Below are 16,278 nucleotides of genomic sequence, written 5' to 3'. Positions count from 1 at the left end.
CCGGCCGGCCGAGACCGGCGGATGCCTCACCGCGAGGACGAAATCCATGGCGAAGGCCACCCGCAACTCCCTGCGCAACGTCGCGATCGTCGCGCACGTCGACCACGGCAAGACGACGCTCGTCGACGCGATGCTCAAGCAGACCCACTCGTTCGCCGAGCACGCCCACGTCGACGACCGCGCGATGGACTCGAACGAGCTCGAGCGCGAGAAGGGCATCACGATCCTCGCGAAGAACACCGCGGTGGAGTACAACGGCGTGCACGCGACCGACGGTCCCGTCACGATCAACGTGATCGACACCCCGGGCCACGCCGACTTCGGCGGCGAGGTCGAGCGCGGCCTCTCGATGGTTGACGGCGTCGTGCTGCTCGTCGACTCGAGCGAGGGCCCGCTGCCGCAGACCCGCTTCGTGCTGCGCAAGGCGCTCGAGGCGCGCCTGCCGGTCATCCTGCTCGTCAACAAGACCGACCGTCCCGACGCCCGCATCGAGGAGGTCGAGGAGGAGAGCCACGACCTGCTGCTCGGTCTCGCCTCCGACCTCGTCGACGACGTGCCCGACCTCGACGTGGACGCGCTCCTCGACGTGCCCGTCGTGTACGCCTCGGGCAAGGCCGGCCGCGCCTCGCTCAACCGGCCCGACAACGGCGCCCTGCCCGACAACGACGACCTCGAGCCGCTGTTCGGCGCGATCCTCGAGCACGTGCCCGCGCCGTCGTACGACGATGAGGCCCCGCTGCAGGCCTGGGTCACGAACCTCGACGCGTCGCCGTTCCTCGGCCGCCTCGCGCTGCTGCGCGTCTTCAACGGCACGATCAAGAAGGGCCAGACGGTCGCCTGGGTGCGCCACGACGGCACGCACTCGAACGTGCGCATCACCGAGCTCCTGAAGACGAAGGCGCTCGAGCGCTTCCCGGCCGAAGAGGCCGGCCCCGGCGACATCATCGCCGTCGCCGGCATCGAGGACATCACGATCGGCGAGACCCTCGCCGACCCCGAGGACGTGCGTCCGCTGCCGGCGATCCACGTCGACGACCCCGCCATCTCGATGACGATCGGCACGAACACCTCGCCCATCGTCGGCAAGGTCAAGGGGCACAAGCTCACCGCGCGCATGGTCAAGGACCGCCTCGACCGCGAGCTCATCGGCAACGTGTCGCTCAGGGTCGAGGACATCGGCCGCCCCGACGCGTGGGAGGTGCAGGGCCGCGGCGAGCTCGCGCTCGCGATCCTCGTCGAGCAGATGCGCCGCGAGGGCTACGAGCTCACCGTCGGCAAGCCGCAGGTGGTCACGAAGCAGGTCGACGGCAAGACGCACGAGCCGTACGAGCACCTCACGATCGACGCCCCCGAGGAGTACCTCGGCGCGATCACGCAGCTGCTCGCCGCCCGCAAGGGCCGCATGGACAACATGTCGAACCACGGTACGGGCTGGGTGCGCATGGAGTTCATCGTGCCGAGCCGCGGTCTCATCGGGTTCCGCACCGAGTTCATGACGATCACGCGCGGCACGGGCATCGCGAACGCGATCTCGCACGGCTACGACGAGTGGGCGGGCGCGATCACGACCCGCAACAACGGCTCGATCGTCGCCGACCGCGCCGGCGTCGTGACGCCGTTCGCGATCATCGCGCTGCAGGAGCGCATGACCTTCTTCGTGAACCCGACCGAAGAGGTCTACGAGGGCATGGTCATCGGCGAGAACTCGCGCGCCGACGACATGGACGTCAACATCACGAAGGAGAAGAAGCTCACGAACATGCGTTCGTCGACGGCCGACACCTTCGAGTCGATGACCCCGTCGCGCCAGCTGACGCTCGAGGAGTGCCTCGAGTTCGCCCGCGAGGACGAGTGCGTCGAGGTCACCCCCGAGAAGGTTCGCATCCGCAAGGTCGAGCTCGACGCCACGGCGCGCGCCCGCGCGGCGTCGCGGCTCAAGAAGCAGGGCTGAGCACCGCTCGGCAGTACACGACGCGGATGCCGCGGGGTCGACCCCGCGGCATCCGCGTCGTCGTCTCCGCGACCCCACGGGGAGAGAGCGTGATCACCACGCACGGGTTCTCTGCATGCGCATCGGAGGTTTCTCCCAGAATCGCTGCGTACGGTTCTTGAGATCGTCTCGACATCGAGACGTTTTCCGTTTCTGCCACGAAACCCGACCCCCTCGATACGTAACGCGTGATGACTTCCCCCCAGCACGGCCGCCGCGCGGCCATCCCCGCCCCTGCCCGCACCCGACCGGCACGACGCACGCCGTCCGCCCGCCAGGCGCTCTCGACCCTCGCGATGGGCTTCGTCGGCGCCATGCTCGTCGCGACGAGCGTGCCCGCACTCGCCGTGACGGCCACCGACGCCGAGGCCCGCGCCTCGGTGTACGCGCCCGTGGAGGACACCGTGACCTTCACGCCGCAGCACGTCGAGGTCGGCGCCGACGCCGTCGAGGCCGAACTCGCGGCCGAGTCGTACGACGTCGTCAAGGCGCCGCCGCCCGTCGTCGCCCAGGTCGCCGGGCTCGGCTCGGTGTCGATCATCGAGTCCGATGCCGTCGTCTGGCCGGTGCAGAGCCCCGACCGCCGCAGCGGCGGGTACGGGCCGCGCGACGCCCCCTGTGCGGGCTGCTCCACCTTCCACGACGGGGTCGACTTCACGCCGGGCAACGGCACGCCGGTCATGTCGATCGCCGACGGCGTCGTCGTGAAGGCGACCGAGAACGGCGGCGGACTCGGCGTCAACGTCGAGGTCGAGCACAACATCGGCGGCGAGCTCATCACGAGCTCGTACGCGCACATGCAGTACGGCTCGATCGCCGTCTCGGTCGGTCAGCGCGTGACCGCGGGTCAGCAGCTCGGCGTCGTCGGCACGACCGGCCAGTCGACCGGCCCGCACCTGCACCTCGAGATGTTCGGCACCGACGGCGTGCGTTTCGACGGGTTCGCCTGGCTCGCCGCGCACATCGGATGATCGCGCCTACGCGCCCGTGAACCGCGGCTCGCGCTTCTCCATGAACGCGGCGACGCCCTCACGCATGTCGTCGGTGCGGAACGCGTCGCCGAACCCGGCGATCTCGAGCTCGGTGGCCGTCGCGGTCGGCGTGCCCGTCGCGGCGACGAGCACGCGCTTGGCGAGCCCCACCGCGGGTGCGGCGTTCTGCGCGACGAGGGCGATGGTCTCGCGCGCGCCGGCGAACATCGACTCGCGGTCGGCGAACCGGCGGGCGACGAGTCCGGCGGCGACGGCGTCGTCGATGCCGATGCGCCGGCCGGTGTAGATCAGCTCCTTCGCGAGGGCCAGGCCGACCGCGCGGGGCAGCCGCACCGTACCGCCGAAGCCCGGGATGAGACCCAGGTGCACCTCGGGCTGGCCGAAGGCCGAGGCATCCGTCGCATAGATGAGGTCGCAGGCGAGCGCCATCTCGAGCCCGCCGCCGAGCGCGAAGCCGTCGACGCAGGCGATGACCGGCACGGGCAGGGCCTCGATCGCCGCCGCGACCCGATGGCCGGCGCGCGCGGCCTCCTCGCCCTCCTCGGGAGTGAGTCCCGACATCGCCCTGATGTCGGCGCCCGCGATGAACGCCCGGCCGCCTGCGCCGGTGAGCAGCACGCCGCGCACGGACGTGCCGTCGGCGGCGACGTCTGCCGCGAGTCCGGTGAAGGCCGACTCGAGTGCCGCGAGCACGGCGGGGGAGAGGGCGTTGAGCGCCTTCGGCCGGTCGATCGTCACGACCGCGAGGTCGCCGTCGCGCTCGACGCGCACCTCGGGAGCGTCGTCGGGGGTCGCGGTCGGGGCGTCGGTCATCGTCGATCCTCTCGTGCGTCGGTCGCGTGCGGTCCACGCTACGGCATCGGGCCGGCTCGCGACGGCGGCGGAGCGGGGGCCGCCCGCAGTGGCGACCGGGCGGTCGGGCGCGGCGGGCGGGCGGCATCGGCGGCGAGCCTCCCCGGTAGACTCGGCGCATGGCCACCTCCCTCGCCGGCCGCGTCGGCACGCTCCTCGTCGCCGCGCTCGTCGGCGCCGTCTACGGCACCGTCGCGACGGTCGGCCACCGGCAGGTGCTCGTCATCGGCGACGCCGTGATCCCGTGGGGGCTCGTCGTCGCGCTCATCGGCGTCGCCGCGCTGCTCGTCGGCTTCCGGCTCCTGACCCACGGGCGCGCGGTGACCGCCGCGGCCGCGGCCGGCCTCGTCGTCATGATCGCCGTGCTCACCTACCTGCCCGGCCCGGGCGGATCGGTGCTCGTCGTCGGCGACCTGCTCGGCACCGTCTGGTCGTTCGCGCCGGCGCTCATCGGCGTGCTCGTGGTCGCGTGGCCCGAGCTGCCGTCACGAGCCCCCGCCCGCGCATAGACTGAAGATCCAGCCTCTCCGAAGGAGCACGAACCACCGTGACCTATGTCATCGCCCTCCCGTGCGTCGATGTGAAAGACCGTGCGTGCATCGACGAGTGCCCCGTCGACTGCATCTACGAGGGTGAGCGCTCGCTCTACATCCACCCCGACGAGTGCGTCGACTGCGGGGCGTGCGAGCCGGTGTGCCCGGTCGAGGCGATCTACTACGAAGACGACCTGCCCGACGAGTGGGCCGACTACTACAAGGCCAACGTCGAGTTCTTCGACGAGATCGGCTCGCCCGGCGGCGCCGCGAAGGTCGGCGTCATCCCGAAGGACCACCCGATCATCGCCGCGCTCCCGCCGCAGGCCCACTAGCCGGCGGTCGACGACGTGGCGCGGGGCGAGCTGCCCGACTACCCGTGGGACCTCATGGTCCCGTACCGCGAGCGCGCGGCGGCGCACCCCGACGGCGTCGTCGACCTCTCGATCGGTTCACCCGTCGACGAGACGCCGGCGATCGTGCGCGAGGCGCTCGCCGCCTCGACCGACGCGCATGCGTACCCGCAGACCGTCGGCTCCGACGTGCTGCGCGACGAGATCGTCGCGTGGTTCGCCCGGCGTCGCGGGGTGACGGGGCTCGCGCGCGAGAACGTGCTGCCCACGGTCGGCTCGAAGGAGCTCGTGGCGCTGCTGCCGTTCCTGCTCGGGCTCGGCGAGGGCGACGTCGTCGTGCACCCCAGGGCCGCCTACCCGAGCTACGAGATGGGCGCCGTGCTCACCGGGGCGACGGCCATGGCGAGCGACGACCCCGCCGAGTGGCCGGAGGCGACGAAGCTCGTGTGGCTCAACAGCCCCGGCAACCCCGACGGGCGCGTGCTCACGATCGACGAGCTCCGCGCGGCGCGCGAGCGCGCACTCGAACTCGATGCGATCATCGTCGGCGACGAATGCTACGCCGAGCTCGGCTGGGAGGGCCGCTGGGCCGAGACCCCGGTGCCGAGCCTCCTCGACCCGCGGGTCGTCGGCGACAGCCGCCGCAACACGCTCGTCGCCTACTCGCTCTCGAAGCAGTCGAACATGGCGGGCTACCGCACGGCCTTCATCGCGGGCTGCCGCACGGTCGTCGGCCGGCTCACGAACGTGCGCAAGCACGCGGGGCTCATGCTCGCGCAGCCGCTGCAGCAGGCCATGCTCGCGGCGCTCCGCGACGACGCCCACGTCGCCGAGCAGAAGGAGCGCTACCGCGCGCGTCGCGCCGAGCTCAAGCCGGCGCTCGAGGCGGCCGGGTTCCGCATCGACCGCAGCGAGGCGGGCCTCTACCTCTGGGCGACCGAGGGACGCGACGCGTGGGAGTCGATCGGCAGGCTCGCCGACCTCGGCATCATCGCCGGCCCCGGTCACTTCTACGGCGTGCACCACCCCGAGCACGTGCGGCTCTCGCTCACGGCGACCGATGAGCGCATCGCGGCGGCGGCGTCGCGCCTGCGCGCGGCGGCCGGCTCGTAGCATCCCCACACGCACCGGGCGCTGGGCAGTGTCAGGTGCCGCCAATGTATACAGCGATCTCTTGGCGGATGCGACAGTGTGCCTCCGGCACGTCTAGGCTGTAGGTCGGGCCGTGGCCAACCCTACGTCGCGAGCCCGAAAGGCAGGTGACCGCGCAAGTGACGATCACAGGAGGCGCCGTGAGCGACGTCGTGAACCCCGCGGCGGGGCAGAACCCCGAGACCGCGACCCTCAGCTTCCCCGGCGGCACCGCCGAGTTCCCCGTCCGGCCCGCGGTCGAGGGCAATTCGAGCATCGACCTGTCGACGCTGACCCGCCAGACCGGGCTCACCGCGCTGGACTACGGCTTCGTCAACACCGCGTCGACGCGGTCGGCGATCACCTACATCGACGGCGAGCAGGGCATCCTGCGCTACCGCGGGTACCCGATCGAGCAGCTCGCCGAGCACTCGACCTATCTCGAGGTCGCCTGGCTCCTCATCTACGGCGAGCTGCCGACGGGCGAACAGCTCGCCGACTTCGACGAGAAGGTGCGCCGGCACACGCTGCTGCACGAAGACCTCAAGCGCTTCTTCTCGGCGCTGCCGCACACGGCGCACCCGATGTCGGTGCTCTCGAGCGCGGTCGCGGCGCTCTCGACCTACTACGAGGACTCGTCCGACCCGCACGATCCCGACCACGTCGAGCTGACGACGCTGCGCCTGCTCGCGAAGCTGCCGGTCATCGCCGCGTACGCGCACAAGAAGAGCGTCGGCCAGGCGTTCCTCTACCCCGACAACTCGCTCAACTTCGTCGAGAACTTCCTGCGGCTGAACTTCGGCAACATGGCCGAGCCGTACCGCATCGACCCGACGCTCGCGAAGGCGCTCGACCGGCTGCTCATACTGCACGAGGACCACGAGCAGAACGCGTCGACCTCGACCGTGCGCCTCGTCGGTTCGACCGGTGCGAACCTCTACTCGTCGATCTCGGCGGGCATCCAGGCGCTGTCGGGCCCGCTGCACGGCGGCGCCAATGAGGCCGTGCTGCAGATGCTCGGCCGCATCCAGGAGTCGGGCGAGGGCGTCGCCCGCTTCGTCGAGCGCGTCAAGAACAAGGAAGACGGCGTGAAGCTCATGGGCTTCGGGCACCGCGTCTACAAGAACTACGACCCGCGCGCGAAGATCGTGAAGGAGTCGGCCGACGCCGTGCTCGAGAGCCTCGGCATCGACGACCCGCTGCTCGACATCGCGAAGGAGCTCGAGCAGTTCGCCCTGCAGGACGACTACTTCAAGGAGCGTCGTCTCTACCCGAACGTCGACTTCTACACGGGTGTGATCTACAAGGCGATGGGCTTCCCGACGCGCATGTTCACCGTGCTCTTCGCGATCGGCCGCCTGCCCGGCTGGATCGCCCACTGGCGCGAGATGAACCTCGACCCGCAGACGAAGATCGGCCGCCCGCAGCAGCTCTACACGGGCGCCGCCGAGCGCCGGTATCCGGGGGCCTGAGCTCCGGCGCGTTCAACACGTCGAACGTGCACTCACCGCCCTGGAACAGGGCGGCGAGTGCACGTTCGCTGTCGCCCGAGTGCGGCCGAGCGCCGAGCTCAGGCGGCGTCGACGAGTTCCGTCGCGGGCGAGGCCGCCAGGTCGACGACGCGCGCGGTGCGCGCCGGGCGGCCGACGACGAGCACGATCGCCCCGGCGAGCACGGCCATGAGCGCGACGGTGAGCCACGCGATGTCGTACCCGGCCTGCGTCGGTGCCGACGCGCTGCCGCCCGCGCCGAACACGATCGCGCTCACGAGTGCCGAGCCGATCGCCGAGCCGATCGTGCGCAGGTTGGCGTTGACGCCGGTGGCGACGCCCGTGCGGTCGGCGGGCACGCTCTCGACGACGATGCTCGCCGCCGATGCGTACGCGAGGCCGATGCCGACGCCGAAGACGCCGCCGGCGACCGCGAGCTTCCACGCGGCGTCGTGGTCGAGCACCGCGTAGCCGATGCCCACGGCGATCAGGAGGGCACCGCCGGCGAGCATGAGGCGGAGGGGGATGACGCGGCTGAGCGCACCGGCGGCGAAGCCGATGCCCGACATCCCGACGAGGAGGGGCAGCAGCGCGAGTCCCGCGCTCTGCACGTCGAGCCCGAGCCCCCAGCCGGCGGTCGTCTCGAGGAACTGGGGGAGGTAGCCCCAGAAGCCGAACGCCGCGGCGCCGATGAGCAGGGCCGCCGCGTTGACCGGCCACAGCTCGCGGGCGAAGAGCAGCCGCAGGTCGACGAGCGGCTCGGCCGACCGCAGCTCGACGACCGCCCACGCGACCATGAGCAGTGCGGCGAGGGCGAACAGGCCGATCGTGAGCGGCGAACCCCAGCCCCAGCGGGCGCCCGAGCTGAGCGGCACGAGCAGCGCGACGAGCCAGCCCGACAGCAGCACGCCGGCGAGCACGTTCACCCGGCCGGTCGCCCGTGCGCCGTTCGCGGGGACGAGGAGGGTCACGAGCACGATGCCCGCGATCGCGGTGACGAGGGGCACGGCGAAGATCGCGCGCCAGCTGAGTGCGGTCGCGATGGGGCCGGCGAGCACGCTGCCCGCCGCGCCGCCGATGCCGATGATGGCGCTCGTCGCACCGATCGACCCGGTGAGCCGTTCGCGCGGCATGACGTCGCGCAGCAGGCCGAAGGCGAGCGGGAACAGTGCGCCGCCGATGCCCTGCAGCACCCTGCCGACGATGAGCGTCGTCAGGTCGGGGGCGACCGCGGCGACGATGTCGCCGACGGCGACGACCGCGAGCACGGCGAGGAACGCGGTGCGGCGCCCGCGGAGATCGCCGACGCGGCCGAGCAGGGGAGTGGCGACGGCCGCAGCGATGAGCCACGCGGTGTTCGTCCACGAGGCGGTGTCGGCGCCGACGCCGAAGTCGGCGGCGATGGTCGGGATGACTGGGATGACGAGATTCTGGAGCAGCGCGAGCGAGGCGACGCTCACGGCGATGGCCGCGAATGCGGCGCGTGAGGTGGTTGACACGGCGGACCCTTCGGTCAGGTGCGTGAACACGGGGAGCGAGGTAAAGTGGAGTATGGCTCCGAGTGGAGGAAGCCTCCGGTTGTGACATCGACGACACTACCGGAGGGGGCCTCCGCTTTGCAAGGGCCGCATCGGGATTTCCCTCATCGACGGGTCGCGACCCGCGACGAGAGGGCAGGAGAGGAACGCGAACGCATGTCCGAAGTGCTGCGAGTGCCGACCCTCGAGGCCCGGAGGCCCCGTCGCGCCGATGCCGCCCGCAACTTCGACGCGCTCGTCGCGGCCGGCCGGCAGGCCTTCGCCGAGGACGGCTCGTCGGCGTCGCTCGAGGACATCGCTCGCCGTGCGGGTGTCGGCATCGGCACCCTGTACCGCAACTTCCCGACCCGAGACGACCTGATCGAGACGCTCTACCTCGGCGAGGTCGAGGCGCTCGCCCAGTCGGCCGACGAGGTCGCCGACCTCGAGCCGTGGCCCGCCCTCGAGGCCTGGCTCGAGCGCTTCGTGTCGTACGTCGGCACCAAGCACGCCCTGCTCGACGGCCTCAACCGGGAGTCGCCCGTGCTCGGCGAGTGCCGCGCGATCATGCTCGGGGCGGGCGAACCGCTGCTCGAGCGGGCGCAGGCCGCCGGCGTCGTGCGCGCCGACATCACGGTCGGCGACGTCGTGAAGCTCGTCTCGGGCGTCGCAGCGGTCTCGTCGTTCGACGACGAGGCCCAGCGCGCACGGGTGCTCGGGCTCGCGATCAACTCGATCCGGATCTGAGCATCTACTCGGCCGGCTGGACCGCCCGGAGCAGCAGCGTGTCGCGCGCGGCGTCCATGATCGCCTCGTGCGTGAACGGCCACGCCCGGGTCTCGCCGCGCTGCCAGAGGGGCGCCTGGTCGTCGTAGTGCGCGTTGAACGCGTGACCCGACGCACCGGTCAGGTTGATCCAGGTCGATCGGTCGACGTCGGCGAGGTCGACGACCATGCGCATCGACGGAACCCAGTCGACGCCGTAGCCCTGCGAGGCGTCCCAGCCGATCGCGTTCACGATCGCCGAACCGCCGCCGAGCTCGTACGGTCCGCGGTTGAACAGCCACTCGATCGGGCCGATGCCCGACTCGCCGAAGCTCTGGTTGGTCAGGGTGAGCGTGTGCAGGTCGCCCCAGCGCCAGCCGTCGGGGTCTTCGCCCATGCGCTCGGATGCCTCGCCCCACGCTTCGTCGAGGGCGCGCGCGATGGCCGTGTCACGCGCCGATCCGTCGCCGCCCGCCTCGCCCCACCACGCCGAGTCCGGCTCGCCGAGCAGGGTCCCGACGACGGTGAACCAGCGGTCGCCGCCCACCGGCCGCGTCTGCTCGGGCAGGTCGCCGAACAGGTCGTCGAGCAGGCTGCGCCAGAAGACGTTGAAGTAGGCGGCCTCGGCGCTGTCGGCGTCGGCGCGGGCGTTCCAGCCCTCGAGCAGCTCGGCCCCGCGCGCGGCGTCGCCCGAGAGGTCGAGCTCGGCGATCACCGGCAGGAAGCGGGCGGCGTTCGCGTCGGCCGTGTCGAGCTGGATCGAGGTCATGTCGTCGGCCGTGAGCTTCGCACCGCCCTCGAGCGCCTGGCGCAGGCGGGTGTCGATGCCGGTGGCGCGGTAGCCGTAGTCCCAGTCCTTCGTCAGCAGGGGGCCGTCGGGCCCGGCCGCCGCGTTGTTCGCGGTCACGATGTAGCCCGCGGCCGGATTCTCGATGCTCGGCAGGGCGTCGAACGGCAGCATCCCGCTCCAGCCGTTCGCGCTCGTCCAGCCGGGCAGCGGCACGGTGCCGTCGCCGGCCTTGCGCACCGGGATCTTGCCGGGTGCCTGGTACCCGATGTTGCCCTCGCCGTCGGCGTAGATGAGGTTCTGGGCGGGCACGTCGAAGAGCGAGGCCGCCCGCCGGAATCCCTCCCAATCGCGGGCGCGGTCGAGCGCGAAGATCGCCTGGGCGGTCGTGCCGGGCGTGAGGGCGGTCCACTGCAGCGACACCTGCAGGTCGGCGCCGTCATCGGGGGATGCCGCGGCCGCGGCATCCGCGACGGCTGCGAAGTCGCTCCCGATGTCGGTGACGATGGGGCCGCGCCCCGTGGAGCGCACCGTGACCGTCACGGGGTCGCCGCCGGCGACCTCGATGACCTCCTCGCGCAGCGTGAGCGGCACCAGCTGGCCGTCGAGCTCGTACGAGTCGCCCTCGACCCGTTCGAGGTAGAGGTCGGCGACGTCGGGGCCGAGGTTCGTGAAACCCCACGCGATGCGCTCGTTGTGGCCGATGATGACGCCCGGAAGGCCCGAGAAGGTGTACCCGGCGACGTCGAAGGCGCAGTCCTTCGAGATCTCGGCACAGTGCAGACCAATCTGCGCCCAGATCGAGGGCATCGCGGGCCCGAGGTGCGGGTCGTTCGCGAGCAGCGGCTGTCCGCTCTCGGTGAGGCTGCCCGAGACGACCCACGAGTTCGAGCCGATGTCGCCGCCGTCGGGGCCGAGCAGGTGCGGAAGGTCGTCGAGGGTCGCCGCGAGCGCGCCGAGCGGTGCGGCGTACGCCGGCATCGAGGCATCCGGGGCGGTGCCTGCTGCGGCGGCGGCGATCGGCGCGCCGTCGGCGTCGAGCGGCGTGACCTCGGTCGCCGCGGGCGCGGCGGCGATCGGGCCGCCGACGATCGTCGGCATCGCGCCCCACGCGTAGTCGGGGTGCAATTGCGCGACCTGCTCGGGCGTGAGCTCGGTCGAGAGCAGCGCCCGGTCGATCTCGTCGCCGAGGTTCGACCGGAGGTCCCAGGCCATGGCCTTGAGCCACGCGATCGAGTCCACGGGCGTCCACGGCTCGGGGGAGTAGCCGGGGTTCTGCAGCCCCAGCACGGCGTACTCGAGCGAGAGGTCGGCGCCCTCGCGCTCGGCGAGGTACGCGTTGACGCCGTCGGCGTAGGCGTCGTAGTACGCGCGCGACTCGTCGTCGAGCAGTTCGTACTCCTGCTCGGCGATGCCGCGCCAGTCGAGGGTGCGGATGAACGTGTCGGTGCCGACCTGCGATTCGCCGAACAGCTCGGAGAGCCGGCCCGCCGTCACGTGGCGCCGGAAGTCCATCTCCCAGAAGCGGTCCTGTGCGTGCACGAAGCCCTGGGCGAAGAAGAGGTCGTGGTTCGTCTCGGCGACGAGCTGGGGGATGCCGGCGTCGTCGCGGTAGACGGTGACGTTCGCGGTGAGCCCGGGCACGTCGATGCGACCGCTCGTCGCCGGGAACGAGCGCTGCACGGTCCACCAGCCGACGCCCACGCCGACGACGCCGAGCACGAGGACGGTGACGAGCAGTCCGATGAGCAGTCGCAGGCCCGTACGGCGTCGGGTTCTCGGGGCGTCGGTACCCACGTCACTCCTTCGTGATGCACATGACGAGGCCGCCACGCGGCGGCCTCGGAAGCACCACTGTACCCCGAGCGAGTGGGGCGCATGACCCACCCGCCGTCGCCCGCCGCTGGTTGAGGAGCGCCGACGAAGTCGACGCGTCTCGAAACCCGCGTTCGGGGCCCGCGCCTTACGCGTGCAGCGCCGAGTTGAGCACGATGCCGTGCCCGTCGCGCGCGAGCACCTCGACGCGGCCGCTCAGCGAGTTGCGGCGGAACAGCAGGCCCGGCTGGCCGGAGAGCTCGACCGCCTTCACGGTGCGCTCGTCGCCGCCGTCGCCGACGATGACGACCTTCGTGCCCGCGGTCACGTAGAGTCCCGCCTCGACGACCGAGTCGTCGCCGATCGAGATGCCGATGCCCGAGTTCGCGCCGAGCAGCGCCCGCTCGCCGATCTCGATGCGCTGGGTGCCGCCGCCCGAGAGCGTGCCCATGATGGATGCCCCGCCGCCGATGTCACTGCCGTTGCCGACGACGACGCCCTGCGAGATGCGGCCCTCGACCATCGAGGTGCCGAGCGTGCCCGCGTTGAAGTTGACGAAGCCCTCGTGCATGACGGTCGTGCCGGGCGCGAGGTGCGCGCCCAGGCGCACCCGCGACGCGTCGGCGATGCGCACGCGCTCGGGCGTGACGTAGTCGAGCAGCCGCGGGAACTTGTCGAGCCCCGTCGCGTGGATGCCCGCGCGCTGCAGCGCGGGACGCAGCCGGTCGAAGTCGGCCGGGTGCACGGGGCCGGCGTTCGTCCAGACGACGGCGGGCAGGTGCGCGAAGACGCCGTCGAGGTTGATCGTGTTCGGGGCCGCGAGCAGGTGCGAGAGCACGTGCAGGCGCAGGTACGCGTCGGCGGTGCCCGCGGGGGCGGCATCGAGGTCGATCGTCAGCTCGACGAGCTCGACCCGCACGTTGCGGCGCGCGTCGTCGCCCGCGAGCCCCGCGTGCTCGGGGGCGAGGGGGGATGCCTCGGCGCCGAGCGCCGGCTTCGGGAACCAGGCGTCGAGCACCGTGCCGTCGCCGGCGATCGTCGTGAGCCCGGCGGCGGAGGCCGTGCGGGCAGGGGTGATGGCGTCGTCGTTCGCGGGCATGTCTCAAGGGTAGCGAGGGGCGCCGGGCGTGTGACGTGGCGGGTCGTCGTCGGCCCTGCGGCCCAGCCCTGCCTCCCGTGCGGCGATGACCGCCTCGGCCCGCCCCGAGACCTGCAGCTTCGCGAAGATGTTCGACACGTTGTTGCGCACGGTCTTCGGGGAGAGGAACAGGAACTGGGCGATGTCGCCGTTCGAGCGGCCGGCCGCGACGAGCTCGAGGATCTCCCGCTCGCGAACGGTGAGCTGCGGGAACGCGACGGCGTCGGTCGCGACGACCGGCCGTGCGAAGTACTCGGCGACGCGGGCGGCGATGCGCGGGCCGAAGATGGCGTCGCCGCCGGCGACGGCGCGGATGGCCCGCGAGATGTCGTCCTGGCCGGAGCCCTTCAGCAGGTAGCCGCGGGCTCCGGCGCGCATCGCATCGAACACGGTCTCGTCGGACTCCGACATGGTGAGCACGATGATGCCGATGTCGGGACGATGCGCAACGATGCGGCGGGTGGCCTCGATGCCGTCGAGGCGCGGCATCTGCACGTCCATCACGATCACCCGGGGCTCGAGTGCCGCTGCGGCGGCGATCGCCTCGAGACCGTCGGCGGCCGTGCCGACGACGTCGATGCCCTCGATCGAGCGCAGCAGCACGGCGAGGCCGTCGCGGTAGACGGGGTGGTCGTCGACGAGCAGCACCCGGATCAGGGGTGCGGCGTCGGAGGGTGCGGTGCGCGGCCGCTCGGGAGCAGCGGGTTCCGGCGGGACGGACTCATGCATCGACGCTCACCTCGGGCTCGACGGGACTGGGGAGGGGGAGTGCGGCGTGGACGGTCGTGCCACCGCCGGGGCGGTCGGTCACCTCGAGGGAACCGCCGAGCTCGACCGCGCGCTCGCGCATCGAGAGCAGGCCGACCCCCGCCGGTGCGTCGCGGGCGACGCCACGGCCGTCGTCATCGACGTCGACGAGCAGGCGGCCATGATCGTGCGAGAGCCGCACCCAGGCATGCCGAGCTTGCGCGTGACGCTGCACGTTCACGAGGGCTTCGGCGGCGATGCGGTAGGCGGCGACCTCGACCGCGGCGGGCAGCCGTTCTGGGATGTCGCTCGTCGAGGCGACCTCGAACTCGCCGCCGAAGCGCCGGCAGAGCTGCTCGATCGCGCCCGCGAGTCCCACGTCGTCGAGGCTCGGCGGCCGGAGGTCGTGGGCCAGTCGGCGGATCTCGCCGACCGCGAGCCGCAGGTCGTCGGCGGCCGAGGCGAGCAGCCGATCGGCCTGGGCGGGGTCGGCCGCACCGACGTTGCGGGCGGCCTCGATGCGCAGCTGCACCCCGGCGAGGTCGGGCCCGAGCCCGTCATGGAGCTCCCGCCTCAGCCGCCGCCGCTCGTCCTCGCGCGCGTTCACGAGCTCGACGCGGATCTGCTGGAGCTCGGCGCTCAGGGTGCTCGCCCGCACCGCCGAGGTGGCGTGCCGCACGAGGTCGGCGAGCAGCCGCTCGTCGCCGGGCGAGAGGCGCGCACCTCGGCCGGGCGACATCTCGAGGCGGCCGATGCGCTCACCGCGGTAGACGAGGGGGATCGACTCGACGTCGTCGCGCGGTGTTCCGTGGCGCGCGACCAGGCTGCCGCCATCGAGCGCCTCGACCTCCACGCCGACGTACGGCGAAGCGAACGCCGCCGCGATCGACGCGGCGAGCGAGTGCAGTTGGTCGCCCGCGTCGGCGGACACCTCGAGCCGGGCGGCGAGCGTCGAGACGACACCGTACGGATCGCCTCGGCGCCCGTTCACGAGCCGGTTCGCGAGGGCGAGCATACGGTTGCGGAGCGGCAGGTAGGCGAACAGGACGATCAGCATGGACGCCCCGGCGATGACCTCGTGCTCGACCAGCCGGCCGACGCTGGCCACGAGCAGAACATCGACGACGACGACGGCGACCGCGAAGAACGCGTAGACGACCGTCCAGCTCAGCAGCCGGTCGATGCGGTAGAGCCCGTGCCGCGTGATCGCGACGATGATCGACGCGCAGATCACCGCGGTGCCCACGATGACGATCACCTGGCCGAGATGGTAGGGCAGGGCGATGGCCGCGACCGCGAACAGGGCGGCGTAGACGATGCCGGCCCAGACGATCCACTTGAGCTGCCGGCGCAGTTCGTGGTCGGCGCCGATCATTCGGCCGAGCAGTACCATCGCCGTGAGCACGACGCTCATGATGATCGCCGGCATCCACGCCGAGCCGATGAACTGCCAGATCGACGTCGGCAGCATCACACCCCACTCGCCGCGCGCCCAGTGCATGAGCCGCGGGTCGGGGCTCCCGATGAGCCAATGGGCCACCGGCCACGGCATCGCGAGGTCGGCGGCGACGATCCCGAGGTTCAGGGCGAGCGCGAAGATCGCCACGATGCGGATCGGCCCCCGCGGCAGTCGCCCGTCGGGGAACAGGATGAGTGCGATCGGCACGGCGAGGTAGCCGACGACGGAGAGCCGTTGCGTGAACACGAACGCGGCGCCCAGCAGCGGCGCGTCCGGCCAGAGCAGCACGCCGTGGTTGAGCCATGCGAGCGCGAGCCCGTCGACGGCGGTGAGCAGGCCGCCGGCGGTGAGCAGCAGCGGCACAGGATGCCACGAGAGGCGTGCGAGCAGCAGGCATCCCGTGGTGCCGACGACGAGCCCGCGCCAGGCGGCCACCCATCCGGGCGCGGCCGGGATCTCGATGCCCGTGCGGTCGGTGAGGACGTCGAGTGCGAGCGCGGCGACCGCGCACACGACGATCACCACGAACGCGGCGACGGCGGTCGCGCGCGCCGCGGTGAGTCGTCGGCCCTGGCGCATGGCTCCATCGTGGCAGGGCGGGCACCGTCTGTCTCCGGGCCGGTGTCCCGATTCGCCCGGGACATCCTCGTGTCGAAGCCGGGCACGGGCGCCCTTGGCGCCCGGGACGATCGCTCGAGACGCTCGGACC

At 72.0% G+C, this 16,278-nt stretch carries 13 protein-coding genes; 7 read left to right on the top strand and 6 right to left on the bottom strand.

Going from position 1 to position 16,278, the window contains the following annotated elements:
- The first annotated feature begins 46 nt into the window (after positions 1–46).
- The gene (typA, locus tag AC3RJ6_RS17805) at positions 47–1,951 is read left to right on the top strand and encodes a translational GTPase TypA (RefSeq protein WP_491428467.1); all 1,905 of its coding nucleotides are present in this window, start codon (positions 47–49) and stop codon (positions 1,949–1,951) included.
- Between the two features lie 230 nt (positions 1,952–2,181).
- Positions 2,182–2,961, top strand: a complete 780-nt coding sequence (locus AC3RJ6_RS17800) for a M23 family metallopeptidase (protein WP_491428466.1) — start codon at positions 2,182–2,184, stop codon at positions 2,959–2,961.
- A 6-nt stretch (positions 2,962–2,967) separates the two neighbouring features.
- On the opposite strand, the gene AC3RJ6_RS17795 is transcribed toward AC3RJ6_RS17800, so the two are convergent.
- Positions 2,968–3,795, bottom strand: a complete 828-nt coding sequence (locus AC3RJ6_RS17795) for an enoyl-CoA hydratase/isomerase family protein (RefSeq protein WP_491428465.1) — start codon at positions 3,793–3,795, stop codon at positions 2,968–2,970.
- A 158-nt stretch (positions 3,796–3,953) separates the two neighbouring features.
- Here AC3RJ6_RS17795 and AC3RJ6_RS17790 point away from each other — a divergent pair, with 158 nt between their 5' ends.
- From AC3RJ6_RS17790 to AC3RJ6_RS17775, 4 genes are all read left to right on the top strand, one after another.
- On the top strand, positions 3,954–4,343 hold the full coding sequence (locus tag AC3RJ6_RS17790; protein WP_491428464.1) for a hypothetical protein: 390 nt from the start codon (positions 3,954–3,956) through the stop codon (positions 4,341–4,343).
- Positions 4,344–4,381: 38 nt separating this feature from the next.
- Positions 4,382–4,702, top strand: coding sequence for a ferredoxin (gene fdxA / locus AC3RJ6_RS17785; protein WP_491428463.1), 321 nt, complete (start codon positions 4,382–4,384; stop codon positions 4,700–4,702).
- A 15-nt stretch (positions 4,703–4,717) separates the two neighbouring features.
- On the top strand, positions 4,718–5,833 hold the full coding sequence (gene dapC, locus AC3RJ6_RS17780) for a succinyldiaminopimelate transaminase (RefSeq protein WP_491428462.1): 1,116 nt from the start codon (positions 4,718–4,720) through the stop codon (positions 5,831–5,833).
- A gap of 179 nt (positions 5,834–6,012) precedes the next feature.
- Positions 6,013–7,323, top strand: a complete 1,311-nt coding sequence (locus AC3RJ6_RS17775) for a citrate synthase (protein ID WP_491428461.1) — start codon at positions 6,013–6,015, stop codon at positions 7,321–7,323.
- Between the two features lie 98 nt (positions 7,324–7,421).
- Here AC3RJ6_RS17775 and AC3RJ6_RS17770 read toward each other — a convergent pair whose 3' ends face one another.
- Entirely contained in the window at positions 7,422–8,870 is a 1,449-nt protein-coding gene (locus AC3RJ6_RS17770; RefSeq protein ID WP_491428460.1) for an MFS transporter, read from the bottom strand.
- Between the two features lie 165 nt (positions 8,871–9,035).
- Here AC3RJ6_RS17770 and AC3RJ6_RS17765 point away from each other — a divergent pair, with 165 nt between their 5' ends.
- Complete coding sequence (locus AC3RJ6_RS17765) at positions 9,036–9,605, top strand: TetR/AcrR family transcriptional regulator (RefSeq protein WP_491428459.1); 570 nt, start codon at positions 9,036–9,038, stop codon at positions 9,603–9,605.
- Between the two features lie 4 nt (positions 9,606–9,609).
- On the opposite strand, the gene AC3RJ6_RS17760 is transcribed toward AC3RJ6_RS17765, so the two are convergent.
- The 4 genes from AC3RJ6_RS17760 to AC3RJ6_RS17745 form a co-directional block, all read right to left on the bottom strand.
- A complete protein-coding gene (locus AC3RJ6_RS17760; RefSeq protein ID WP_491428458.1) occupies positions 9,610–12,207 on the bottom strand; it encodes a penicillin acylase family protein in 2,598 nt (865 codons plus the stop codon).
- Positions 12,208–12,373: 166 nt separating this feature from the next.
- Entirely contained in the window at positions 12,374–13,324 is a 951-nt protein-coding gene (gene dapD / locus AC3RJ6_RS17755) for a 2,3,4,5-tetrahydropyridine-2,6-dicarboxylate N-succinyltransferase (protein ID WP_491428457.1), read from the bottom strand.
- A 3-nt stretch (positions 13,325–13,327) separates the two neighbouring features.
- Positions 13,328–14,092, bottom strand: coding sequence for a response regulator (locus AC3RJ6_RS17750; RefSeq protein WP_491428456.1), 765 nt, complete (start codon positions 14,090–14,092; stop codon positions 13,328–13,330).
- A complete protein-coding gene (locus AC3RJ6_RS17745) occupies positions 14,085–16,148 on the bottom strand; it encodes a sensor histidine kinase (RefSeq protein WP_491428455.1) in 2,064 nt (687 codons plus the stop codon). Before AC3RJ6_RS17745 ends, AC3RJ6_RS17750 begins: the two co-directional genes overlap by 8 nt.
- Between the last annotated feature and the right edge of the window lie 130 nt (positions 16,149–16,278).

The sequence above is a fragment of the Agromyces cucurbitae genome (assembly GCF_058349945.1).
This window is presented reverse-complemented; position numbering and strand designations above follow the sequence as displayed.

Bases quoted from the DNA above. Each gene is read 5' to 3' on its own strand.
- AC3RJ6_RS17750 (WP_491428456.1), bottom strand. From the start codon at position 14,092: ATGCATGAGTCCGTCCCGCCGGAACCCGCTGCTCCCGAGCGGCCGCGC.
- AC3RJ6_RS17800 (WP_491428466.1), top strand. From the start codon at position 2,182: ATGACTTCCCCCCAGCACGGCCGCCGCGCGGCCATCCCCGCCCCTGCC.
- AC3RJ6_RS17795 (WP_491428465.1), bottom strand. From the start codon at position 3,795: ATGACCGACGCCCCGACCGCGACCCCCGACGACGCTCCCGAGGTGCGC.
- dapD (WP_491428457.1), bottom strand. From the start codon at position 13,324: ATGCCCGCGAACGACGACGCCATCACCCCTGCCCGCACGGCCTCCGCC.
- AC3RJ6_RS17765 (WP_491428459.1), top strand. From the start codon at position 9,036: ATGTCCGAAGTGCTGCGAGTGCCGACCCTCGAGGCCCGGAGGCCCCGT.
- AC3RJ6_RS17790 (WP_491428464.1), top strand. From the start codon at position 3,954: ATGGCCACCTCCCTCGCCGGCCGCGTCGGCACGCTCCTCGTCGCCGCG.
- AC3RJ6_RS17745 (WP_491428455.1), bottom strand. From the start codon at position 16,148: ATGCGCCAGGGCCGACGACTCACCGCGGCGCGCGCGACCGCCGTCGCC.
- typA (WP_491428467.1), top strand. From the start codon at position 47: ATGGCGAAGGCCACCCGCAACTCCCTGCGCAACGTCGCGATCGTCGCG.